The 26,483-nt window shown below is 34.0% G+C and carries 19 protein-coding genes and 2 pseudogenes; 1 reads left to right on the top strand and 20 read right to left on the bottom strand.

Annotated elements, in window-relative coordinates; translation table 11 throughout:
- The 8 genes and pseudogenes from ltrA to ACSG5Z_RS29185 form a co-directional block, all read right to left on the bottom strand.
- A partial coding sequence (gene ltrA, locus ACSG5Z_RS29220; RefSeq protein ID WP_435712711.1) for a group II intron reverse transcriptase/maturase occupies positions 1–1,201 on the bottom strand: 1,201 nt, incomplete at its 3' end.
- A 789-nt stretch (positions 1,202–1,990) separates the two neighbouring features.
- A pseudogene (locus tag ACSG5Z_RS29215) lies at positions 1,991–3,124 on the bottom strand (lysozyme family protein); the annotation flags it as partial.
- On the bottom strand, positions 3,121–7,104 hold the full coding sequence (locus tag ACSG5Z_RS29210; RefSeq protein WP_435712710.1) for a hypothetical protein: 3,984 nt from the start codon (positions 7,102–7,104) through the stop codon (positions 3,121–3,123). The gene ACSG5Z_RS29210 and the pseudogene ACSG5Z_RS29215, both read right to left, overlap by 4 nt.
- Positions 7,105–7,134: 30 nt before the next feature.
- Positions 7,135–9,234, bottom strand: a complete 2,100-nt coding sequence (locus ACSG5Z_RS29205; RefSeq protein ID WP_435712709.1) for a VirB4 family type IV secretion system protein — start codon at positions 9,232–9,234, stop codon at positions 7,135–7,137.
- Between the two features lie 2 nt (positions 9,235–9,236).
- Positions 9,237–10,151 (bottom strand): hypothetical protein, encoded by a 915-nt coding sequence (locus ACSG5Z_RS29200; RefSeq protein WP_435712708.1) that lies wholly within the window; start codon positions 10,149–10,151, stop codon positions 9,237–9,239.
- Positions 10,152–10,502, bottom strand: a complete 351-nt coding sequence (locus ACSG5Z_RS29195; protein ID WP_435712707.1) for a PrgI family protein — start codon at positions 10,500–10,502, stop codon at positions 10,152–10,154.
- Positions 10,503–10,568: 66 nt separating this feature from the next.
- Positions 10,569–10,988 carry a hypothetical protein gene (locus tag ACSG5Z_RS29190; RefSeq protein WP_435712706.1) on the bottom strand — a complete coding sequence of 140 codons (420 nt, stop codon included), beginning with the start codon at positions 10,986–10,988 and terminating at the stop codon, positions 10,569–10,571.
- A 150-nt stretch (positions 10,989–11,138) separates the two neighbouring features.
- Positions 11,139–11,327, bottom strand: coding sequence for a hypothetical protein (locus ACSG5Z_RS29185; RefSeq protein ID WP_435712705.1), 189 nt, complete (start codon positions 11,325–11,327; stop codon positions 11,139–11,141).
- A gap of 410 nt (positions 11,328–11,737) precedes the next feature.
- Here ACSG5Z_RS29185 and ACSG5Z_RS29180 point away from each other — a divergent pair, with 410 nt between their 5' ends.
- Positions 11,738–12,778 (top strand): protein kinase domain-containing protein, encoded by a 1,041-nt coding sequence (locus tag ACSG5Z_RS29180; protein ID WP_435712712.1) that lies wholly within the window; start codon positions 11,738–11,740, stop codon positions 12,776–12,778.
- Between the two features lie 113 nt (positions 12,779–12,891).
- Here the strand turns inward: ACSG5Z_RS29180 and ACSG5Z_RS29175 are convergent.
- The 12 genes and pseudogenes from ACSG5Z_RS29175 to ACSG5Z_RS29120 all read right to left on the bottom strand — a co-directional run.
- A pseudogene (locus ACSG5Z_RS29175) lies at positions 12,892–13,410 on the bottom strand (Rpn family recombination-promoting nuclease/putative transposase); the annotation flags it as partial.
- A gap of 343 nt (positions 13,411–13,753) precedes the next feature.
- Positions 13,754–15,184 carry an IS4 family transposase gene (locus ACSG5Z_RS29170; protein ID WP_289375109.1) on the bottom strand — a complete coding sequence of 477 codons (1,431 nt, stop codon included), beginning with the start codon at positions 15,182–15,184 and terminating at the stop codon, positions 13,754–13,756.
- 465 nt (positions 15,185–15,649) lie between these two features.
- Entirely contained in the window at positions 15,650–16,492 is an 843-nt protein-coding gene (locus ACSG5Z_RS29165; protein ID WP_435712704.1) for a phospholipase C, read from the bottom strand.
- Positions 16,493–16,543: 51 nt separating this feature from the next.
- Positions 16,544–19,114, bottom strand: a complete 2,571-nt coding sequence (locus ACSG5Z_RS29160) for an FtsX-like permease family protein (protein WP_435712703.1) — start codon at positions 19,112–19,114, stop codon at positions 16,544–16,546.
- Positions 19,115–19,131: 17 nt separating this feature from the next.
- Positions 19,132–19,878: an ABC transporter ATP-binding protein gene (locus tag ACSG5Z_RS29155; protein ID WP_435712702.1), complete on the bottom strand. Its 747-nt coding sequence runs from the start codon at positions 19,876–19,878 to the stop codon at positions 19,132–19,134.
- A 162-nt stretch (positions 19,879–20,040) separates the two neighbouring features.
- Positions 20,041–21,876 carry an asparagine synthetase B family protein gene (locus ACSG5Z_RS29150; RefSeq protein ID WP_435712701.1) on the bottom strand — a complete coding sequence of 612 codons (1,836 nt, stop codon included), beginning with the start codon at positions 21,874–21,876 and terminating at the stop codon, positions 20,041–20,043.
- Positions 21,876–22,268 (bottom strand): lasso peptide biosynthesis B2 protein, encoded by a 393-nt coding sequence (locus tag ACSG5Z_RS29145; protein WP_435712700.1) that lies wholly within the window; start codon positions 22,266–22,268, stop codon positions 21,876–21,878. The genes ACSG5Z_RS29150 and ACSG5Z_RS29145 overlap by 1 nt, the downstream gene beginning before the upstream one ends.
- Positions 22,261–22,548 (bottom strand): PqqD family protein, encoded by a 288-nt coding sequence (locus ACSG5Z_RS29140; protein WP_435712699.1) that lies wholly within the window; start codon positions 22,546–22,548, stop codon positions 22,261–22,263. Before ACSG5Z_RS29140 ends, ACSG5Z_RS29145 begins: the two co-directional genes overlap by 8 nt.
- 19 nt (positions 22,549–22,567) lie before the next feature.
- Positions 22,568–24,343, bottom strand: coding sequence for an ABC transporter ATP-binding protein (locus tag ACSG5Z_RS29135; protein WP_435712698.1), 1,776 nt, complete (start codon positions 24,341–24,343; stop codon positions 22,568–22,570).
- Positions 24,344–24,355: 12 nt separating this feature from the next.
- A complete protein-coding gene (locus ACSG5Z_RS29130) occupies positions 24,356–24,796 on the bottom strand; it encodes a MauE/DoxX family redox-associated membrane protein (protein WP_435712697.1) in 441 nt (146 codons plus the stop codon).
- Positions 24,781–25,218 carry a hypothetical protein gene (locus tag ACSG5Z_RS29125; RefSeq protein ID WP_435712696.1) on the bottom strand — a complete coding sequence of 146 codons (438 nt, stop codon included), beginning with the start codon at positions 25,216–25,218 and terminating at the stop codon, positions 24,781–24,783. Before ACSG5Z_RS29125 ends, ACSG5Z_RS29130 begins: the two co-directional genes overlap by 16 nt.
- Before the next feature lie 4 nt (positions 25,219–25,222).
- A complete protein-coding gene (locus tag ACSG5Z_RS29120) occupies positions 25,223–26,176 on the bottom strand; it encodes a hypothetical protein (RefSeq protein WP_435712695.1) in 954 nt (317 codons plus the stop codon).
- Between the last annotated feature and the right edge of the window lie 307 nt (positions 26,177–26,483).

The raw sequence follows: 26,483 nt of genomic DNA, 5'->3' as shown, positions 1-26,483 counted from the left end.
AGAGTGTTCTTATGAGATGGCAACTCATTTGGTCTAAATCTTTATTAATATGGGTTGCAGCCGCATAATAATTTTGTATGCCCATCACAACTGTGTTGTAATGCCATACTGCCTCTGGCGTCTGCTTTTTACTTATTTTCTTGATGGCTTCCTTCAATTTTAAGTAGGCATTTTCTCTGGCTTTTTGACACATCCTGCTATGAGCGACATGACGATTTTTCTTTTTTCGTGCTTTGATGCTGAATCCCAAAAAATCACTGGATTTCTTCTGTAGGTTAACAATTCTAGATTTCTCAGTGCTAATTTCCAGATGTAACCGTGTTTTGAGAAAGTCTTTTGTCGCCTCAAACATCTTAAGAGCCGTTGGATAGTTACGACATAATATTTTGAAATCATCTGCGTATCGAATAATAAAGCATTCCTTCAAATTGCTTTTCTTTAATGCTCTATACTTATCATTTCTCGCCCCGTATGGATGTTTAGTCTCAATAGTTTCCCATTGGTCGCTAATCCACCAGTCTAATTCGTTTAGAACGACGTTGGAAAAAAGAGGGCTCAAAATACCTCCTTGCGGAGTTCCCTTATTCGGGAAGCCTTCATTAATGATTTCTGCTTTTAATAAACTTGAAATGATAGAAAGTAATTTTTTGTCTCGTATCCCTATACTCCATAACTGTTTTATAAGTTTTCCATGGTTTACATTGTCAAAGAATCCTTTGATATCTATATCTACACAATAATGAAAACCTCTTCCTTGACTGTTCACCAAAGATTTCATCCTTGCTAATGCATGATGTGTACTTCGATTTGGACGGAATCCATAACTATGGGCATGGAACTTTGCTTCACATATAGGCTCAAGAATTTGTAAGATACACTGTTGAAACAGTCTATCCCATATTGTCGGTATCCCAAGAGGTCTCTTTTTACCATTAGGTTTCGGTATAAAGACTCGCCTAACCGCTTGTGGTTGATACCAGAAAAACATGGACTTAACCTGTTCTATCACTTCATCTGTTAAAAGCGATTTTATGTCGTTAATGGTCATCCCATCGACTCCAGCTGTTACACTCCCCATATTTCTTTTAATGTTTCGATATGCCAATTTGATATTTTCATCCATCATCATAAGCTCTATTAGTTTATAAAAGTTATCTCCATTTTGACTTTGCTGATATAAGCCGTCCAGAATGGACTGCATATCATAGTATTCAGCGTGTCTAAGCTTTGCAGTTTTCTTTATAAGTCGGTGCTCCTTTCAGAGTTAACCTTTTTTAGTCTCACAAGAACCTTATAATTCAACTGATTTACTTTATAAAATGGTTAGTCAATCTTCTATCAGACTAATGGCTATCCCTCCATGATGTTTCCATCATTTCATAGGTACTGTGCCATCACTCTTACCACCATAAATAAAGGTTATATGTACGCTAATCTCACGAACATTTTCCCCTTAAACATTTCACCAAAGATAAGTTCTCCATGTTGGTGGCTTTCCACGTTCCACTACTTCTATCTATTCATGACACTTTTAGGGCTCTCCTTTAAGCCTGTTGACTGGATGTCGCCTATAACGACATATGGACTTTCATAACAACTATTCTTACTTATCCACATCAACGCCACGCTCGTGGCACACACATTTCTATGTGTTATGCTTTCTAGACCCGTACATTCGGAGATTCGTCAGATTCTGCCTACCGATAGTTTTTGTGAATCCATTCTACCCATGAGTGTTTTATAGACTCCCGACCTATAGGCTACATCATCCATCTCTGGATAAGTTTCGTAGTATTTACGTACTTTACGGTAGCTCTCGGCCGACTTTACCGAGCTTCACACACTTACAGTTCTTATCTACTGCATCATGCATGTCGGAGTATCAGAGGAAGCCCTTCCAGGCGTTACCCTTTCATTTGACTTCTCGAAATAGTAGTTCTACTGATTTCAAATCAGTGCTCAACCTTTTCAGTTAAGAACGTGTCGCACAGTTGTAAGATTGTAGGGCTAAGGCTATATCTCCATTCGCCTGTCCTAACACATCTTTAAATTCCAGTACACCGGCCTCAATAGAAATATTCGGATCTTTAATACACCCTACACGGGCATTATCTTTTAAACCTATACAAGATGAGCTCATGTCTCCATAATGACCCTCTGATGATTGCATCGGATCATTTCCTGCTCCAGCTGATTCCTGCATCATTTGTGCTGCCAAAACACCAACATATTGAGCAACACCATGTTTTTCTGCCATTTCTTTAATTTTAGGAAGATATCCTGTTACTTTTTCATTAATATTGACAGGTTCTCCTCCTGGACTCACTGCACCTACACACATACCGCCAATAAATCCACCAGTTGGCGCAAGATGTCCATACATTCCTTCTAACATCCCTGCTGCTAGTATCTCACGGGCACGATCTTTTTGACTCTCACTAAACTTTGCGAGCTCCATCGCTTTTTCTAATCCATGAGAAGAAACTGTCACTTTTTTACTACCACTTGCATTAATTTCATCTATTTTTTTCTTAAAATCTGTATCTCCCAATATCTTTTTTACATCTGGTCCGGAATAACTTTCTGATTTTGTTTTTTGCATCTCCTTTTTCTTTTTTTCACAAGGGCCATTTGGCCTTGCCTCACATACCTCTTTTTCCGTATATTCTTCATATTGGATATCCAAGAAATATGATATGGCATCATGCGGATCTTTGCCAGTCAAATCGTTATCATACCGCGCCATGTCAAAAGCGACAACCTCTTTCCAGTCTACGTTTAGCGCCATTGAAATTTCCATATACTTTTTCACTTGTTCTTCTGTTTTACTTTCATCATCGGTAAATGGTACAAAAGATGCTAAAATAACACATACAGTAATAATAAGAGCCATAATGAGAGCAACAGGTAATCCTACGGCTCCCACAATAGCTCCCACAATTTTCACTACACCAGCTCTTAGCAGTTTGGCAGTAGCTTTCGCTGCCGCCCTTCCTGCTTTTCCTGCCATTTTTGCCATTTTCCCGCTTGCTTTCATCCCTTTTTTCTTAATAAAATGGGAAGTTGCGTCTTTTAAAGGGTTGCTTTTTTTCTGTTCATTTGGATCGTTAGGATTTTGACTCATAGACTTGTCACACCATACTTTCCATTTTCATTATTATTCCTTCTTCTTCGCTGCGCTAAGCGAGGGTTTGGCGCAAATGGAATCAGGTTTTGTGGGTCGTGTTCTGATAAATTCAGCTGGGTCTCTGTACGTACTACTTCTTCCTGTGTATGTGTTACTAAAATTTCTTCTCTTGGTTTAATACTGCTATCCTTTACATCACAACTTCTTTCAATTCTTTGGTTTGTTTGTAAGCGTGTATCACCTTTTCCAAATGGTGAAATACGTGAAACCGTACCGTCTGTTGTGGTAGCAACCATATAACTACGATCTCTTTCTACCACCATTTGTACATTTTGATAACCACCTTGATCTAAGTCAGACATATAAAAATTCCCATTGTCTACCTTATGATTTACTGTAATTGGCGGTTCACTAAATGTTGGTTTCTGTTGTAAAGGTCTTGGATTTTGATTGCCTACCAATTGATTTGGATTAATATTAATAGAACGATTGACACTAACTTTTCCACCACTAGAGTCTTGGATATACGCTGGCGTCGATTTCATACCATTACGATACTGTGTTAATTGACCGTCTGAAATATTTAAATCTTGATATACAACTTGTCCAGAACGAATGCTACTATCTCCACTACCATAACGGGATACAACTTGCGTCATACCGCTGGAATCTTTTGCTTCAATCCATGATTTATTATTTGTCGTCACGAGACGTACTGCACCTTGAGCAACCGATTGCTTTCCAGTATCATCCGTTGTTGTTGGTACCATTCTCTGAATCTCTTGAATTTCTTTTGCTTCTGTTTGAACGGCATTGTTATAAGGATTATGTTTACTTACCATACGCGCAGTCGCTTGATACGCACCCGATCCACCAATTACACCAGCTGCATAACTTAACCCTTTTGTTACATTGTAATGGCGTTCTGCTGCATTACCTCCTAATGAAGTATGAACAGCAGCCGCAGTTCCACTTATCACTCTTTGTACTGCATTTCCACCACCCTGCTGAACAGCACTAGACGCATTAAAGTATGCTTGTGATACATTTTCCATACCTTTTGTATGCACGAGATGTTTGGCACCTTCCATCATACTTACACCAACCATCTTACTTTGCTGTGTCATACGTCCCACTGCTGAAGTTGGAATCGTCATTTTCCCAGCACTTTGCGAAACATTAGCTATACTAGCTGATGCATCTGCATACGAGCGTTCAATTTCAGAAACAGACAGATTTCCTGCACGTGCCATACTCGCTTGCGTTTGCGTAGCTGCGAACACAGCTTTGTTGATTGCACCACCTGTCGCAACACCATGTGAACGAACACCTTGAATCGCACTAGTAATTCCAGAACCTACTTGTTGACTCACTGTTCCAAGACTTGCATTACTTTGTAAACCTTTCGTCAATTGCGAAGCAAAGGCACCTTTATTAATATACGATTGATTATGTAGACTCTTACCACTCGTATCTTTTGCCTGTACGGGCATTGCTCCCGCTTGTACCGCCGCTTGCTGAGCAACTGCTTTAAATTCATTACCTTTATCATTTAGATGAGATTGCCAAGCTTCTACTTTTTGCGTTTGAGACATAGTTGGAGACAAGTTCTTCATAAAGTTTGCTTTGTTCTCTGCTGCATATCCTTGTTTAAAGGATTCTGTAGATGCTTGTACTAAGTTCCCGACATTACTTACATCTTTTTGTTTCTGGTTTCCATATCCATTTGCTAAACTATGTGTTTTTACACCATTTACCGCTTTTTGAATGCCCGATACACTAGATACACCCATTGCATTTATATTTGGATTGCTTTGTAATTGTTGCGATAGCTGAGAAGCAAAAGCTTCCTTATTAGCATAGCTAGTCCCATCTTTTTGTTGCACAATCCCTGCTTGTTCGGCAGCTTTCTGTGCATGATTTTTAAATCCTTGTACTTTTTGACTCAAGTGTTTATTCCATGCAGCCTCTTTTTCTTGTTGTGGTACATCCGCAGGGAATTGCTTCATGAATCCAGCCTTATGATCTGCAGTATATGCCTTTTTAAACGCAGCAGTGGAAGCACCCACAAGTGAGTCTACTTGTCCCATATTTTGATGGCCACTCTCTAGAGTTTCTCCTTTTACTCCTTCAACTGCTTTTCCAACTTTCCCAAGTGCAAGTTGAGAAGCAAACGCATCTTTATTCACATAAGACTTATCAAACAGGTTGTTCCCTTGCTTATCCTTCGCATCAACTGGCATTGCACCAGCTTTTGTTGCCGCCTGTTCTGCATGATTTCTAAATCCTTGTACTTTTGAGTTCAGATGGTCATTCCATTTTTTCTCTTTCTCTTCTGCTGACATATTTTCTGGTAATTGACTCATAAACGCATCTTTATGGTCTGCCTCATATCCTTTTTGGAATGCGTTAGTCGCAGCATTAACTAAATCTCTAGCGTTTCCATATGGTGTAGCATTTTTCTTCATTTTTTGTAAATCTTGTTTTCGCTGATTTTTGAAATGAGACATTTGATCACTATTTGTTTTTGCTACTTTTTTTGCAATCTCTGCATCGGATGCACCAGGGAATGCTTGTTTTAAACGACTCGCAACTGCAGAATCAGGATTATCTGCTTTCCAATTTTCAAAATCTTTCGTAGCTAAGTCTTGTGCAATATCTTCATCTGTTAACTCTGGATATTGTTCTCCATTTAACCCTTTATACGTATCTAGACCTTTCTTCACACTAGAACCAATATGCTTCCCAGCACTAGTAACTCCTTCAAGTCCAGCTGCTAATGTTCTTCCAGCTACTGCGCCAGGAACTCCACCCGCTTTACTTCCAGCAAATGTTCCTACAGCCATTCCTTCTGGTCCAAGTCCCGCGCCCATTGCTAATCCTGCGAGTCCACCGGTTGCCTTTCCAACCATGCTTCCAATTTGACCTGCTTTTAACATACGAGCTGCACGAGATGTTGTACCTACATCTGTCCCTAAATTGGCTCCCAACGCATTTTTAGGATTATCAGCATCTTCTTTTTTATCTTCCTCGCCTTCTTTACTAGCTCTTGTCTTCTCTTTATTACTACGATGGTCATCACGTATTCCTTTAACAATGCCTGCCATACTCGCTAAGGCACCCATTCCCATCAGCGTACCTGCTCGATTTACTGCTCCAACCGTATTTGTACTTAAACCAATGAAACTTTTTACAATCTCACCTACAGGAATAAACATAGCAAATAAAATTAATTTAATAATTGTATTATCTGATTTGCCCACTAGCACAAAAATTAACCAAATGGTAATTGCATGTATACCTTGCACAAGTACGGTACCAACAAACTCTCTGATCCAATACAGTGTTTGTTGTTTCTTTTGCGGAAATAGCCACATACCAACCATAACCGGTCCCATTAACATCAAAATATAAAGAGATACCGCTCGCATTAAATAGAAGAAGTTGGCCCAAAGTGATAATCCTACTTCAATCAACATCGCAAAAATTTGAAATAAATAATCATCCTTATTTTTATCCATAGACAATTCGGTAATTGTCTGACCTGGTTTAAAAACATCTAACGATTGTTCTCCTATTGCTCTTTTAAACTCCGATGCTACCCAAGTATTAATATCAAATACAATGCTATAGAAGAAATCTAAATGCCATATACAAATAGAAACGATCATTAAATCCTTCGCATATTCAATGATATATGTTCGATTTGTTGGATTAATGGCAGCAGCTGAATACTTTGCACCAGCAATTACAACACTGACTAAAACTAAAAAGGCTGCAAATTTAAACATGACTGGTAATCCCGTATTTAATACACTCCCAGCTGTGTCGTCTTTAAATAAAAAATTTAATTTTGCACTATCGCCACCAAAAATTAAATCGGGGATAGAATCAATTAATTTATAGATTGGAGAAAGAAAGGTCTTGACCATAGAAACAATTAAGCCGCCAACCCATCCTATTATCTTATCAAGCATTATTTCACCTTCCTTTTCAAAGGTACGCTATTATCCTGCGTACCCTTGTACTTTCTTCATGTTATTTAAAAGCTCTTGTAGTACCGCTTCATTCGATTCAATGAACATCATTTCTTTATCTGATGGATCTGTTTGAATCCAAACCGAACTATCTCCTATGCGGAAAATCCCTTCACCTTTCCCTGGATTGTTGAGAATAATGTCAAGCTCCCCAGCAGTTAAGTTAAAGTTCTCTTGGATTTTTTTCTTATCAATCTTATTTTGCTCTAAGAAGAAATAAGAGAAAGTAGATTGCAAGATACCACGTGCTTTTACATTTTCTAAAATACGAACAAAGTCCTGACTTGCCCAACACATACCAGCATTTCTTTTACGTGAACGACGCGCTACTTTTTCTAAGAAGTTAACCGTTTGTTCATAGTCGATAAACTGCCACATTTCATCCACATATAACACTTTTCGTTTGATAGCATGTTCTGGACTCTTAATCCAATGCTCCCAAATATAGTTCAGGATAACGTGGAAGGCGATTGGCTTTAAGAAGCCCTCTTCTAAATGACTAATATTAAAGTTAACAACACGAGATTCATTTAACTGTGTTTCTACACCGCGTCCAAAATTACTTTGTCCATCAAATAATGGTTTTGAACCATCACGTAAGAACGGACGAATCGCAGCAATTAATTCTTCTGCTTTCACATCGTCTCCATGGTTTTCCACTATTACATCATAAATTTCTTTTAGCTCTGGCTCCGGCTTTCTCACTTGGGACTGAATTAATTGTCCATCCACCTTCTTCACTTCATCTGTATATAAAGATGAAGGGTGAGAGGTAATACCATGTTTATCGAATACTTCACGAATTGCATCTTCTAACATGGTACGCTGGAATACATTTAATCCTGGTTGATCAAAATCTTGTCCGCGAATAATAATGTCAAAGAATCCTAGTATTTCATTGATTTTCTCTAGAATAGGCACAAATCTTACATACTTCACGCCATCACGCTCTACGAGTTCTTTCTTGTCATATTGTTCAAGCGCTTCTAGCTCTTCATCTTTATCCGTAATCTGAAGTTCTGTTACTGCAATTGCACAAGGATTAATAATGATATTACTTTCAGGTGAAATATTTAAATTAATACCACCTAATCGTTTGGTGATTTTTACGAATTCTCCCTCTGGATCTATGATCATCGCATGTGTATCTGCAAGTGATGTTTCACGAGCTAGCTTCATTTTTAAAAGTAAACTTTTACCGGAACCTGAAATCCCTGTCACACCAATGTTATAGTTTGGTGGACGATAATCCGCGTTACCAAATGAATTTAAAAATTCTACTTGTCCAGTAATTTTGTTCTTTCCTATTGGTATACCACCGTTAAATCTTCCGGATCCTGATACAAAGGGGGCAAATGTACATAGAGCACGTCTATCGATATTTCGATATGTATCTTGCATAGTATTTGGTGCCCCCAGTGGCATAACCGCTTTCAATCCACTCTTCACTCGATTCCAAGTGCTCGCTATCTTAAAGTGAGATGCTTGCATTTCATCTTCTATATACTCACATAAAACATCTAATTCTTTCTTTGAATCAGCATACGCAACCCCCATCGTGCTCACCATATAGGAGTCATTTTCATTAAATTGAATTTCATCCATTAAATTGTTTGTATCCTGAATTTTTGCATCTAAGTCTTTTTCCTGGTCAATATTTCCGCGTGTACGTTGGAAAGAAAGGTTCGAACGTAACATCGTTAGCTGCATGTCTAATGATCGCATCGCTTTTGCTTTTGGCTCTTTATGAATATCAATCATGACATCAACCTCTCCAGCTGAAGTTAACATGTTCAGCCAATTGGTCTGCATCATACGAGGATATCCATCACGTGGAATATAAAATGGACGAAAAAAAGTATTACTTCCCAAAGACTGCTTAATTACCCCATAGTCTTCTGCATCAATTTTCATTCCCTCTGGGGCAATGACATCAAACACAGTTGTTTGATTGTCTAATTGAGGTGGAACTTCTTCTTGTTCGTACCCTTCCTCCTCTAGTTCCAATTCATCATTCTTTTCAGCTTCTAATTTCTTTTTTTCTTTTTTCTTCTTTCCAAACAATTTCATACTTATGCCACCCCATTATTTGATTTTTCAGCCTTTTCTTCCGCTAGAACTTTCTTCATTAACTCTAGTTTTCTCTCATTTGTTTCACCTGTTGAATACAGAGAGAAGTTCTCATTTTCAATTAAATCTTGGAAACGTGCTTTCACCGCTTTACGACGGTTAAACGCTACGTATAAGAGTTCTATTAATTTATCTTTCGTTAACATTTCTACACTTATTTTTGCTTTCGATAGTAGATTTCGGGAAGCATTATAGCGACGATATAATTCGTTAAACGCTTTATCTACAATCTTTTCTTCCAATTCATCTTCTGTATCAGCTGTAATCGTACTAATATCCACTTTGTATGGATAAATTAAATATCGCTTTTGTTCATATCGTGGCTGCGAACGTTGCCAATACTCTAAGTTGTCGATAACTTCTTGCCCATAAAGTACTGTCTCTGGTGTAAGATCCTTTGCACCCTTCATTGTTTCTGTCATTTTTCGTACAGGATCTGTTAAATCTACAAACTTACTTTGGATATATACCTTCGTATTAAACTCTAATGTGGTTAACCATGATTCAATTTTGATATCAATCGCTTCTTGTTCCGCATTAGAAAGTAGGTAATAGTTTACTGGATGTGCCTCAGCAATTAGGACAAATGTATCATCATGATAACGAATCATATGATTATCAACTTCCTTAATGTCTTCCACAAAAGCACTAAAGAAATCTACATTATCCTCATCAATTTCCTCTGTAGCAGGCGTATTCTTTTTATTTTTCTTTCCATTTTTTTCAGCAGTACGCTTCTCTACCCCGCCCTGACTTTTCCCCTTTTTCTTAAAACTAAACATCGGTTTTCCATTCATTTTCCGATAAAAGAAAAAACCTACAATGGCTACTGCCGCAAAATATATTATTTCTAACATCTATAAATTCTCCTTTATCCATGTAATTGGCTCGTACCCTTTTCTCCACTTGCCTTTTTCAGAACGTCTACGCATTTTGATAAGTAAATATTTATCTAAATACATGTGTTGTTTTTCTTTATAAATAAAAGCAAACGTTATTACAACTACTACTGTTGGTATTGCTAAAATTAAGCAAATAAAAAACGCTACTGCCGTATTAAAAGGTACAAATAGCCGCCATAAGAATGGCACATATAAATAAAGGGATGCTCCGCCACCCAATAGATAAATCAATTGGCGTTTGCTCAGCACACCTAACAGTGTTTTTTGTTCCGAAGTCATATCAACAGGAACGGTTACTTTTCTCATTTTGTTTCCTCCCTTGTATAAGAGAAGCTCTCCCCAAATAGAGGAGAGCTTTTACAAACTCTTATGTTAAATTTTTGTAACCCAAGAAGCGATGTCGTATGCTTTGATCATGACAAAGCCTCCAATTGCCGCACAAGCTAAACCAATCATGGCTTGTGTACGGTTTTCAGGGTTTTTACCTTGTGCACCAGATAATTTAATAGCTGCAAATACAACGCAAGCTGCTACCCAAATCCCACCAAAACCAATTAGTGTTGTTACAAGGGTATTCATGCTTTTTTGTACAGTGGTAGCATCTGCACCACTGGTGTGCCCAGTAAGACCCGTCTCAAAACTATTTTTTGCCAGTAGAAAATCTCCTACCGATGTTGTCATAAGTTTTGCAGACAACCAATTCAACATAATTCCTGCACCTCCGGGTGTTTTTGCTCGCAAAACGCAAAAAGACCCCAATACACGCACACGTCCCCTTAGGACATGGCGCATATTGAGGTCTTCTCTTATATGCGAACTGATTAATTTTATATTTTATTGTTAAATCTTATTACGTTTATATTATAGCAATACGATTTTAAAAATACAAGCCCTTATTTACATCTAAAAAATAAAATTGTATTTTTCGTGTTCCATTTTACTTCATTTCTTTTTACCCTCTTTGTTTGGATCGTACCATACCATTTGAATTTGAAAAATATCACTGTCCTTAAGACCCAAAACATTCATTTCTTCTTTAAATGAGTGCCATGGTTCTATTTTTATTGATTTCGTACTTTTGTCTCTAAGCGTATACACATGTACATAGTACGCTTCTTTTTTCTTTTTCATAATAACCTCCATTTTACTGAAGCATAACAAATCACATATCTATATAAAAATTACATAATTATTAATAGCATTACGGGAGAATATACATTGATTAGTCTGTGGTTGCCTTTATATATATCTTTATCTTTACTTATTTTTTGAATTCGCAAATTAGTCTAACACATATACAAAATTACACGAAATATAATCCCACACTATCCTCCCGAATTGTATAATATAATTATCAACATTAATTAATTCTAACCATCTCAAAATTATTATTATGATTGAATTTACTACTCTTTTTCAAAAAAAATACATTATATAGGGGAATTAAGATGAAAAATAAAAGAAGAGATTATCACTTTGAAAATAATACGCTTAAACTAGTACCTTTAGATGAAAATTAAGAATTTTCAAGAGTAGAGTGGATTCAGAAAAATCGCGATATTAGTAATTGGTTAGAAGTAACTATTCCTGATATTTCTCTTATAGAATTTGTTGGATGTGGTGCAAACGGTATAGTTTTAAAGGCCCAACAAAGTATAACTAATAGGATATGCGCTCTAAAAATTTGGCTGCCAAATACAAACTCTAGGCATTACAGTGTATATTATGATAAATATGAAGAAGAGATTACTAAAATAACTAAATTAGATATGCCTTCTATTGTAAATATCTATAAAGCTGGCGTAACCGATACGGGTTATTGTTATTCAATAATGGAATGGGTAGAAGGTATAACATTAAAAGATTTCTTAGCAGCTAAGACAAACTTACAAGATAATTTAAGATACAAAATTTTGAATGAAATTTTGCTAACAATTAATGAATGTCATAAAATTAATGTTTTTCATGGTGATTTACATGACGAAAATATCTTATTAACACCACCTGATATATACAAATGGGATTACAAAGTAAAAATTTTAGATTTTGGGACAAGTCTATTAAATAGATCTAGATCTAAAGCATATAGCAAACAACGTGAGTCTGCTCTATTACTACAAACTGTTTTAAAATTGCTTCCTATAGAACAAAAATACAATCTATTAAACTTCAAATTTTACAGTTTTCTAAACCCGAATAAAGTAGCAATTAGACATAATGATGATGTTAGAAACATTGAACCAATTATAGTGAGTTCAGTATTAATAAAATTATGCGAGATTTATGCTTTGGTAGAACAAAATCATTTTAACGATACAGTATTTATTGATATGCTAACTCACTTATTATCTGCTACTCAATTAAACCCTTATAAAGTATGGGAATATATCTACATTAAAGGGACTGAGTCAGAGTTAAATATAGAATACCTTTTAAACATTTTAGCAATAAGAATGGGTAGTCCACTTAATGACGTATTAAGCAATAAATATGAAAAGGAATATAGCTCTACTGAATGGTATATAAGAGATCTTAATTTAATATTTAAACTTAACGAATTAAGCTTTACAAAGAAATATTAGTATGGAAAGACTAATAAAGTAATTGGAATTTTCATCTTCATCCATTAATATTGCTATAAGTAAAAAACAGATAATTACGATATACACGTAATTATCTGTTTTTATTTTATTTGCTATTTATTTTTTAAAATTTTATTAACCTCTTCAACACTTACTTCAGCACCTTCCGCAACTTTCTCTATAGGTACTCCTACTTTAATCATGTTTTGAATTAGTTGTATTTTGGTTTCTTTCGCAGCTTTTTCTTCTGCTGTTTCTATTTCCGATATTCTATCTTTTATTTCCTTTTCTCTAGCCTCATATAAGCGTAAAAAATCCTTATCGCTACTTAAACGCTCCCAATCCTCTATCGCTTTTTTCAAAACTGGATCTTTTTCCATTGCTATCGCCTCCAGGATTGTTGTTAATCATTCATCCTCATGCGCAGGAAATAATAGTAACCAACGCGCTAAAGAGTCTTCCCATGGATTCATTCGTTCTCCTTGCCATTCTTGAATCACTTTTGGAATTTCAAGAAAATGTAACTGCATATTTTCGGTAATGATACGCTTAGATTTTCTGTTCATCACCGTATTAACATTATGAAACTCTTGCTCTTCTGGAAACAGAATGAAATCCACTATATTAATACAATTTTGTTAAAAACACCGAAAGGTGTTATCGGACTTTCGGTTACTGATTTCTCATAAAATGTTCCACATTATATGGCGTAAGAGAAAAGGATAGATAAAGCAGATATAATCGGCTTTATCTATCCTTTTTTAGTACCACATATGATCTCATTTACTACTACACCAATAGGGGATTTTACTACAACATGTTGTAGGTCATATTGGGGTAGCACCACATCGCTATCAAGCTAAGCTTATGCAAAGTCAATTTTAGACGAGATTGTTTCTTTTTTCTAAAGGGCAAGTGTAGTTGATTAAAAGATTTGCATACGAAATAAACCCTAGCGGGTTTCATTTTTTTGAATTAAGCGGCTTGATTATAAGACAGGGTACAATTGTAAACGACACCTAATATATCAAAGACCGTTTTTTTCTCATATCGATGAGATTTCCGCCCGTTTTGCTGTAGGAGATTGAACAGGCGAAGTAACACCTTTGATAACTCTTGGATGTTTTTTTGTATAGTTTGGAATAGAAGAAGAAAATAATCTTTAATCATATATATGGCTTTATACTCACTAAGCTCTCGTTTTTTCTTCATGAGGAGCAATTGGCGCATCTGAAACATGATAGAAGAACAGAGTAGAATGGCAATCAACTGACCATATAAATGGCACTCCAATCGTTCTGGTTTTATCTTTTTACAATGATGAATTTGAAAGAATGACTTCCACGTTTTAAATAAAATTTCGATTTGCCAACGCAAAGAATACCAGTCATGTACCTGTCCCATCGGGACAATATCTGTAGGGGTGTTTGTCATATATACATTGATACCACTGAGTCGTTTACTACGAGGAGAATACTTCATTCCTTTCTTTTTTTCTCTTACAGCTTGATCTTGTAATCGTTTTTGTTGCTGTTGTTTTGTTAATCGATGAACAATTACACGAGCTGGCACTTTATCATTCATTCCTACATAAGCATCAGCAATTTCACATGTTTGTCCTGGCTGAAGAGAGTTCATTACCGTCTCCATATCTATCTGTATATACTCTGTACCTTTCTTAATTCTTCCATCTTGAAAATAATCAGGGTTAGGATTTTTTTGATAAATACGTGTATTCGACTTGATACGAGAGATATAGTAGGCCTCTTTATCTTGTATATATTGAAGGTCTTTTAAATGAAAATAACCTAAATCTCGGATACATAAATCATTCGCCGTCACAGTTGGGGCACACAGAGAGCCGTAAGTGCGATCATGTTGTTTACCTGGACCTGTATGAATATGTAGGAACTGTCCACTTAACAAATCATACTCAAGTTGAATTTTTATCCCAGCTGTATGGCTGCAGCCTCCTGCACCTGGATAAACCGATGAAAATACATCCGGGAGTTGAAATGCAGTTGAATCTAAAATACGAATACGCTTGAAAACAGAAGTGTATGGAGAAGAAAGCGGCATAGATGCGGCCAATTTTTTGCTTAATAGTTCGGCTAGTAGGTGTTGTAAAAGTTGGACGGCCGCCTTATTAAATCGTTGATTCAGTCCCTCAGGACTGATAAGTACTGCTGTTGATGCTTCTAAACAGCTAGATAACTGAGTTAAAGAAGTCCTAGCTACATTTTGGCTCACCCATACACATAAAGCTACTAAATCTTTTGCTTGGTACTTACTGGTTCGTTGTACAAAACCAACATCTCTAGCAAGATTCCGTAAGGTATTTGGAGATAAAAAACTTTGAATCTCTTGAGCAAATAGTTGTAATTCGTCAGACACAGAAACAGACATAAAAAACGCTATCCTTTCTTATGATTCTACAGAAAGAATAACGTATTTTTTTCATTTTGAGGATATTTCTTTTTATTAGCTTGATAGCGATGGGGTAGCACCACATCCATCAAGCTAAGCTCATACAACGTCAATTATAGTAGAAGTTGTTTCTTTTTTCTAAAGGCTACATGTAGGAAATCCACACGTTTTTCTATCCTCTGACTAATCTTAATACTTATTTCATTAATGTCTTCTTTTTCAGCAAAATATTACTTTATAATAACAAAAAGCTCTCCTAATTCATTTAAGAGAGCTTTTTGTTATTATAAAGTTCCATCTCTAATCTAATCTTATTACCTAGAATGGTAGATGATTAATGCTTGGTAGCAGGGAATACCCTAACATTAACACCCTAGTTTAAAATTTAAATATATTAATTAGATTTACATTCAATTTTTTTGTGAAAACCATTTTGTTTTATGTTTACTGATTTACATACGTATCAAACCACAGTTGGATATATCCAGCGGTAATACGCTGTGCTTCAATTAACCGCTTTCCTGTTGCTGGCGTCACTTCCACACGCCATTTTTCAGCATACTCTGATGAGATCGCAGCTCTTACGAACCAATCCTTGGTAGTATCATTTACAATGCCAGTATAGTCTTTCTTAGCAGCTACAGCTGCTCCATGAATCCAATCCCCAGGATTCTTACCTTTCCAATTCCAATATCCATTCCCATCATTTACTTTGTGATTATCTTTTATTGTATCAACAAAATTTTCATACTTAGAATGGAAACCTTGTGGGTAAGAAAGATTTGTAAAATTCGCTGCATGCATTGGTTGATTAACATCTCCTAAATAATGTAGAGATAAACCTAAATAGAAGAATGCTTGTTTCATATCACTTTTTTGATATGATTCGCCAGCAAGTTTAAAGTATTTGTTACCTGTTTCTTTTGCTTGTGTTGTTACAAGAGGAATATATGTATTCCCTGTGTCCGGATTATAGAAATGAGAAGCAAATGTAAAATTATCATAATAAGGATTTTCATGATCGGCATCATAAATGCCATTTTCTAGCTCTGTGCGCCATTCATTTAACATTGTAACTTCATTCTTTTTTACAATTGTTGTATTACGAGACATAATGTCGATTGCACGATTCACAATCCATAAATGAGAGCTAACACCTTCTTTATGCCTATCTTCAGCAGACCATCTGTAAATAGGCTCTTCAGCATTTTCATATGCAAATGCTACGTGCTGTAATGGAGTAAATAATGTAATGGTAGTCGCTAAAGCTAATACTTTCTTTTTCATATAAAACTCTCCTTTTATCTTTAATTAATTAACTTATCCTATACTTTTAAATTAAGATGATAGCTCCTTTAATGTATCCTGTAATTTAAATTTTTCAAGTTGATAAGAAGCAATTAATCCTGCACATGTCCCCAACAATATACTAATTACGACTAAAAATACTATTAGTACGTAGGGAATATCTATCACACTTAAATCCAAACTAGGCAAGACAATATAACTAAATATTATTCCTCCTAGCACCCCAATAATACTCGCTATTAGACCTAAAAAAGTCCCTTCTAACCAAATAATTTTTTTCATTTGCCCTGGAATTGCACCAACTGCTCGAATCATACTAATTTCAGCACGACGTTCGTATATACTTGCTATAATTGCATTCATCAAACCAATCCCGGAAATTATAAAAATAATACCAACCAATAGCTGAATTAATAGCAACATTTGATTTAACAACGTTTGTTGCTCTCTTAATAAATCTGTACTATTAATAAGTTCTATATTGGTTCCATTTTTTATAACTCGATTAATCTTCTGTTCTATACTATTAATATTTTTATGAGGATCTATCATTATTTCTATAGATTCATAACCTTGTAGATGAAAATTCTTTTTTCCCCATTCTTCATTAACTAATACTGCCCTTGTATTCATTTGTAAATTTTTTTCTAATATTGACGTAATCTTAATAAATTGCGGCTCATGATTTTGCGATTGTATTTTAATTTTGTCATTCAATTTTATTCCTAGATAATCAGCTGTTTTCTTTGAAATAATTCCCTCACCATTTTTTAAAGGTTCCTTTAAACTTTTCCCTGATACTACTTTTATTTTTTTAATCTTACTAAATTCAACCAGATCTACCCCAGAAACCTCCATATTTCTATAATCAATATTTTGTTTACGCATATAGTCATACCATTCAGGATCAGACTTTTTAAAATCGTAATCAACTAATTTAGATTTAGTATCCGTCGCTATAGCAACAATGTCTTTCACACCTTCAATCTGTTTAACTTTTTCTAACCATTCAAAAGGAATATATTCATTCCCCCGAATTAACATTGGAACACGAATAACTAAGTCTGAAGGCATACTTTCCTTTATCCCATGTTTCATACCTTCCTTCATTGAATTCATATACATACTTCCTACTAAGGCTAACATAAATCCAAATGATATTATTGCAACTGAAATTGCTGCTTTTTGTCGATTACGAATTACGTTTCGGCTACTTATAGAGGTTTCTATACGAAAGAAAATTTGGAATGGTTTCGTGATTATAGGTGCCATAATTCGAATAATAAATGGTATGGCAAATAATAGACCTGCCACAAATAAAAATGCCCCTATAGGACTAATATTTATTTTGAAAAACTTCTCTGTGAAACTTGCACTTATTCCAATAACAATACCCAATATCGCTATAAAGAAGCTAATTATACTTATTTTTTTCTCTTTTTCCTCGGCAGAAAGAAATCCAGGTCTAAAAGCTTGTACAGGAGGAACTTTTCTTATTGACATCGCTGGGATAATTGATCCTACTATAGACATAATAACTCCCAAAATTAAAGTCAAAATTAATAGATTCCATGGGATTATAAAAATTTCGGTATCAACACTTCCCACCCCTATCCATCTATTAATAAGCCCAGCAGCTAAACGATAAAATAAAGTTCCAGATATAACTCCTACTAAAGAACCTATACTTCCAATTATTAAGGATTCAATTATTACTACACCAATGATTTGTGTAGATCCACTACCAAGAGCACGTAATAAAGCCCATTGTTTAAATCGATCACGTACAGACAAGAAAAAGCTTCCCATGACTAAAAGAGCTACAACAAATAATGCAACACCACCTAGCCCCAAAATTAAGGGCTTCATTACATTTAAACGATCAAAGGCTTTTTCTACATATGTACGCTGGTCAATTTTCACATCGCCCAGCACACTTTTGATTTCAGAAACTAAAGATTTTTCTTCACTAGTATTGGCTGTTTTAACTTGCACTAAATTATATTTTTTTTTCAAATTCAATTCATCTTGCAGCCATTTAATCGGGAAAAATGCAGTTTGCTTCATTGCAGCCATTGTAGGTGGATTAAGAATTCCAACTATTTTCACTGTTTTTTCATTAAAAGGTGGGAAGGGCATTTTTATTTCTTCACCTAGTTTAAGATTATTTTTTTCTATATAAGACTTTGTAAGTGCAACTTCTGCTCCTTTTTCCGGGTACCTACCTTGAACAATCTTATAAGAACGAATTTCAGGTGAATTTTGCTCAACTCCCCAATATGCTGGCTGATTTGAAATTTCTGGGTTATTAGGTATTACATATGGGATTAATACCTTCGATACAGTTTTCAAACTTACAAGTTTTTTTATTTTATTTACTTCTTCATCATCCAAATACTTATCATTCTTTAGATAACCAAATTGAAAATTATAGTCACCGTAGTTATTAATAACTTGCTGCTTTACAGTTTCTTCTACGGATTTATTTCCAAGTAACAACATGGTAGCCAACATTACACCTAAAGCCGTACCAAGGATAATGAGTATTGTTCTTAAATGATTTTCTTTTATTGATTTTAACGCATATTTAAAAGTCCACATTTACAGAACCTCCTATCCTATTGAAAATATTTGTTCATAATTTCTTGAATACGTTTAACTTTTTCATGAATATTTTCTTTAGTCTCTCCATATTCATGAATTATTGCACCATCTAATAGGAAAACTACTCTATCTGCATGAGCTGCTACAAAAGGATCATGTGTTACTACCACAGCTGTTTGATTTAAATAATCACAAGCATCCCTAAGTACGGTAATTATATTTTTACTATTTTCTGAATCTAAAGCACCAGTCGGTTCATCCGCTAATATAATTTCTGGATTATTTGCAAAAGCCCTAGCGATTGCAACTCGTTGTTGTTGACCTCCAGAAAGTTGGGAAGGTAGATTTCTTTCTTTCCCTTCTAAGCCAACAATTTTTAAAAACTTCTTTGCTTGTTCAGTTGCTTTTTGTTGTTTTACACTATCTAATAATAATGGAAGCGCAACATTTTCTTCTGCATTAAATATCGGTATAAGATTGAATTGCTGAAAAATAAACCCAATCTTTCTTCTCCGAAATAACGCCAATTCCTTTTCATTTAGCATTGAAATTTCTGTATCTCCTATGCGAATTTCCCCTGCAGTTGGTACATCTATCCCTCCTAATAATTGTAACAACGTAGTTTTACCTGATCCACTTGCACCCATTATACATAAGAATTCACCTTGCTTTATTTCAAGGTTTATCCCTTTCAAGATATTTATCATTTTCCTTTCAATAGTAAATGATTTCTCTAAATTTTTAACTTCTATAATTCCCATAAAAACCCCCTATATTACTTAGATATAACTATATAACCCTATTATTATATTTTCACCTTTATAACCACTACTCTCACATTACTCGGCTATTCAAAATATAGCTGCATAAATATTCTCATCTCAATAACCAAAAAATAAAATATATTCTTTATTTTTTCATTATTAACCTTTTAGCATATTAAATTCTGATCTATTTCTTTCCAATCTATAGAACCATAATTCTAATGTTGCAATTGTCCATAGGTAATCAACATTATTTGTATCACCCTGTTTCCACGCATTAAGATCTTTCATAAATCCTGCATGATTAACTAAACCTAAATCAGACAAATATCCTTTTCTATACCCTTTTGACATTTCTGGCCATTCATTTTGCAATCCTTTATAAATAATATTAAAATGACTTGTCTTATCTATACGATTAAGCACTTGATTTGGAACTATTTTCCTCATGGAATTTTTTAAAATTAATTTTTTGACTGACCCTTGTAATTTTTGCTCCATTGGAATAGCAATTAAAAATTCTATTAATTTACGTTCTAAAAAAGGATGTCTAACTTCCATCCCAAGAGGTGCAGCCATATACTGATCCATGAATGGTGTTATTATAGATGTGATTTGTCTTTCTTGCTTACTTCTTGCTAATCTACCCCGCTCAATTTTTTGTTCCTCCATAATATTTAGAATATCATTTGAAATCCAATCATTGACGCTCGTTTTTTTCTTTTTAAAAAGAGGAGAAATTCCATATCTAATGATATTAGTAAAGAAAGGTTCTTCCCTTATCTCTGACAATTTTTTTACATCCCTAATGGCCTTCAGCCATTGTAAATTCCATATATAGTCTGCAATTACTGAGTTACTACCCGATAATACTTCGTCTCCTCCAGCACCAGTTAATATAACCTTTGCATTTGCCTCTTTTGCCTTCAAATATAAGCTATGTTGTGCACCAAATGTCGCTAAATTTACATACGGCTCTGCAGTGACTGGTGAGTCATACGGAAAATTTTTAAAACTCCAAAGTTCATCAGCCGGAATTTTATATGGATTAATTTTATATTTTTCACTAATAAAATTTATATATTTTTGTTCATCATCGGAGGAATATTTATCAAAAACTAATGATACTGGAAAAAATTCTTTCCTTGTTAAATTAGGGTTAAGTGTACACCCTACTGAAAAAATACTAGTAGAATCTAGCCCCCCGCTCATTGCAACTGATACTGGAAAATTAGATCTCATGCAATCTTTTACAGATTGGAAGAACAACTCTTTAAAGTGCTCTGCATATTCATTTTTATTCGAGTATTTCACATCTTTTATATCCTTTAAATCCCAATATTTTTTAATTTCTAGGTGACTTCCTCTTATAATTAGTATACTAGCTGCAGGCAACTTCATTAATCCTTGGTACGGTGTTCTTTCTGTTTTTATAAATCCTTGATTTGCAATATATTCAATAAAATATTCCCTGTTCCACTGGGTCGAAGGTAAATTATTAACAAGACCTTCCAACATACTAGAAAACTCGAATTTTTTCCCATTCCATTTATAAAAAAACGGTTTACTCCCCAAAAAGTCTTTACCGCATACTAATTGTTTTTTAGTTGAATCCCAAACTACAAACGAAAATTCACCGTAAATATATTTTGGGAAATCAATTCCCCATCCTTTATAACATTTCCATAAAAGGTTTATATCGGGTTCATTCAAAGAAGACTTAAACCCTTTTAGTTGTAAAGAATTTACTAATTCTTCTCTACGATCTAATCGTACATCAGCAACCACGGTAATCCCATCTTTTACAAAAGGTTGTTGCTCTTTTATAGATTCTGGAGATATATTAAGAGCATTAAAGCCAAAACCAATATGATCTTCCACATGGACTTTAATATAGTCATTTCCGCGAACTAAATTCTCCTTAACTATCTTCATAACATCTGTTTTATCTGGAATTTGTACTTCCACATTATAGATTCCGGAAATTCCACTCATCAGTTTGTCTCTCCTATTCTAAATACTTCAACATACGATTCTTTAACCTTCTGTACATCATTAATAACTTTATTTTCGTGCTCAATCCACGCATGAGAAGAAAATGGGAACTTTTTCACACCTACAACCAATTGTGCTGGTAGCCCCTGTCGACGAAGCACTTTAAATCCTATTAAAGAACGATGTAAACATTGAGCATTACCAAAAAACCAAAAACAAACTTTATCTATTTTTTTTAATAAAGCCGTTATTTCTTTAGCATTAGTCTCTTTTGACAATTTTAAACTCCCGTATTTTTGGTTGTACATTTCTTTTACATATCCAAAATCATATTTTTTCAAGTAATAGTTCACTAAAAATGTTTCATAAAATATTCGAATGTAATTAGCCATTATTCTCGACCCTATAAATTAAAGATTTTCTTTCTAACTCTTCAATAAAATTCATTATATCCTTATGCATTTGTTCCAATTGGCCAGATTCTATTTGATATATCGTTAACATTTCTTCCAAGATTTGATTCAAATTCATTTCTTCTTCAATTTTACTCCAAACAAAGGTACCAACCTCATCTAACCCAAAATATGTACCACCTTTTCCATCCAGTAAAACTGCTTCATTTTCTACCTCAGTAAAAATAACATCTTTGTTTTTAATAAATTTTGCTTCCATCATTTTATTCTCCTAATTATTATATTTTTATTTTACTTTTTTCATTTTGACCATCATACAACCTTTTAAATTTACCATCTTTTCTTATTAATGTTTGAAAATCTCCTTGTTCAACAATCTCTCCTTTATCTAATACGAAAATTTCATCACACTCTACAATAGTAGAAAGTCTATGAGCTATAATAACTGCTGTTCTCTCCTGAAGTAGATTAAATATTGCTTCTTTAACAGCGTTCTCTGAAAAAACATCCAACGCTGATGTAATCTCATCTAGTATTACAACCTTACTATCTTTTAGAAAAATACGTGCAATAGCAATCCTTTGTTTTTGTCCTGTAGATAACCTAAAACCTTTTTCTCCGACTATTGTATTATAGCCTTCATCCATATTCATAATTGCTTCATGAATATGTGCTTTCTTGGCTGCAGAAATTATGTCTGATTCTGTTACATCACCACAACCATATGCTATATTCTCTTTAACTGTCCTATGGAGTAAAAAAGGCTCTTGTGGAACATAACTAATTAAATCTGTAAACGTTTTTCTATCAAAATTCGCAACATTTATCCCGCCAATACTTATCGTACCAGTATGTGGCTCACATAATCGACTTATTATATTAGCAATAGTAGTTTTTCCACCACCACTTTCTCCAACTAATGCAACTTTTTTTCCCGGTTTGATATAAAAAGATATATTATCTAAGACATTTATCCTACCGTTATATGAGAAAGAAACATTCTTTAGTTCAATGTCACCTTTAATATTTTCACCTTTGTACCCTTGAATTGGAAATATAATTTCATCTTCATTATCTCTAAATTCAAGTAAACGTTTTAATGATTTTATAAAAACAGGTATCTTATTCCAAACTCCTGCAAGTACTCTAGTTACATCACCCAACTGAACCAAATAAGTTGAAAAAGCAACAATGGTTCCAATACTAACTTCACCGTTTTGAATTTCAATACTCGCTACCCAAAATACTGCAATTGGTGCAAGAACTGCTAGAATACTTGTTGCAGCACCTACTGCTTCCATTAGGGTCGCACTAAATATATTATATTTAGAGATAGATTTAATAATCTTACTAAACTGCTTAGATTCTAAGTCTTGTGTACCCATTGTTTTTATTAGAAATATCCCATTCATATTCATAGATTCTTGAATTTTCGTAACAGATTCCGCTCTAAAATCCATAGCCTTCATATTAATTGGGACTGTCCAACGGGAAAAAAATGGACCAGGGAGTAAGATCAAAGGAACAAACAATAAACTTACTAATGTTAAGTTAACATTCAACATAAACATTGTAATTAATGTAGTAATTAACAAAAATATTTTTGATGTAAATTGGATTGTTATAGCGGATAAATAAGCATTTATTTCTCCTGGTTCTCTTATGACACGTTGTAGTAATTGGCCACTTTTATTAGTAATAAAAAAGTTAAGTGATTTATCCATTACCCGATTATACATATCTAATTGTAATATATTGGTTGTTTTTTCAGACAATTTACTTGAAAAATAAGTTAACATAACATTACATAAACTGTAAATTAATGGTAAAATTCCAAAAGCTATTAAAAGAACAGTTAAAGAATATTTACTCGTGCCTTGCAACCCATTATCAATAATTTCTTTCAATACTAAAGGTGATAATGGACCTAGAATACTTGTAAGAATTATACAACCTAAAACTATAATTGCAGTCTTCCATTCTACTGATATAGTTTTTAAAATCCATTTGACAGCATGGATATCTTCCTTATAATGTTTCAATTTTTCAAACATTCATTTCTCTCCTTAAACCAATTGTGTATTAGGAAATAAAACTAAAATAAGGAACATAATGAACATCCCTATATTACGGGTTACATGTTTTATAGTAATTTTCTCTGCTGAATGCAACCCAAAACAGCCGCACCCATTTGGTTGTACTTGATTCAATTTTAATAACATTAGAACTGCAAAACAAAATTGCATAAAAGTTCCAATTATTGCTGCGGGTAAAATATTGGATCCACCCAAGAATAGTCCTACAACAACTGCGACCTCAATTGCTGGAACAGCAATTGTTATTACAGGAACAAAAAATTTAGGAAAAACTTTATAATCGCTAAGAACGACTTTAAATGCATATATATCTTTAAATTTCCCAATAGAGCTTTTAAAATAAATTATTGCGGCTATTATACTTAATACACGAATCAAATATTGAAACATATAAATCAAGAAATTTTCCATTCTTTTTCCACCTCTTTTATAAAAACTTGATATTGTGTTAAGTAAGTTTTAGGTTTATTAGAATCTGCTTTAAAACTTTTTATTTGTTTTCCTTTTTGAAAAACTATTAAAGCTGGTACTTCATGATGTTTTACAAAACTTTGATCTGTACGCGAATCTATTGCTAAAAAATTTACCTCCGCTCTTTCTAACATATTTTTAATATGAAAGAATACCTTCATACATGAAGTACATTTAAACGTATCAATAATAAAAATTACAGTGTTTTCGCCTGATTCTAACCTGTCTCTTACTTGATCATAATCGGTTAACTGGTTCACTACTTTCTGATATTGATAGTATTTATATGTCAAAATAATAAATACTATAGTGAATACTATTCCAACAGTAAAAAAATTAGCTCCTATTATCAAATCAATCATTTTATTAAACAACCTTTTCACCTTCCACATGTTCACATTTCATTACTTCAATAATTCTATTTGTAACATTATCTAAATATGAGAACCCTCTTGGATATTTAATTGAATAAACCGGAATATCGTTAAATACCTTAGAAGAAAAAACGTTCATATATTGGGTACTAGTATTTTTATTGATGATAGTTAAAGTGAAAACGTTCGCCATGAGGTTAATTAATTTTTCATAACCGTTTAATTTAGATATTTCAATTCCTTTCACAGTATCCTCATGTGGTTTTAATAAAAATAAACCCTTTAATTTCAATGGTTTAGTACAAATGCTCTCTTCATTTAATGCACATATATATTTAGTTGATTTTTCCGTTAACAAAGATACACTTGTAAACTGGTTCTCGTCTGCTAATGTCAGTGATTGTTCACCTAATTTTAAAGCTGGATAACCAGGATATGCTAAAACACCTGATTCACTTATAGAAAGCGGAATAACATCATCCGTAAAAAACTTAATACCTTTCTTAAGCAAGGAAATTTGAGTGGTAGATTTTCCAACTCCCGGTCCAGCCATAATACCCCAAGCATCATTTTCAGATACAATACCACTGGCATGAATAGGAATAATCCCTTTAATTTGCAAAATATATGGAAAAACAATACCAACAAAACATGCTCCTATATCCATAAAAGATTTACAGGTTGTAAATCTACTGAAATTAATATATGTTCCGTTTGCATCAATATCATATATTCCTGTTAAAGAATTTACATACCTATGCTTTCCCTCTTCAAACTTGACATAGTCATTAAATAATTCAGTTGATGGTGATTTTATAGACTGATCATCTATTATAAAATGTAAATTTATTTTCGATTTATCTAGGTTCTTTCGAACTCCCTCTGTCCCCACAGGTAATTCAATTTCACTCGCAATATTACAACCATAAATCTGATAATAGAACACCAAAATATCCCCAATCTATCTGTAATTTAATCTAACTAATTCAAAAATATGAATAAAATAACAACAGGAATCTATTACTTTCTATTTTAATTAAAAAGTAATCAACCTGTTGCTACTTTATAGTTTATTAAATTCTAATTAGCATTCGCCTGATTCGCCTGGAGTATTATCTCGGCAAGTACCAGTCTCATTTGTGTAAGAATAATTATTTAACCAAACTTCACAACCCCAGCCTCCACAGCCTTTTACTACATCTGAAGCGTTTCCAAATTCGACAATTGTTGGTGAAACATACTTTTTCATAAAT

Origin of the sequence: Bacillus pretiosus, assembly GCF_051294775.1 — a bacterium.
Classification (GTDB): Bacteria; Bacillota; Bacilli; order Bacillales; family Bacillaceae_G; genus Bacillus_A; species Bacillus_A wiedmannii.
This window is presented reverse-complemented; position numbering and strand designations above follow the sequence as displayed.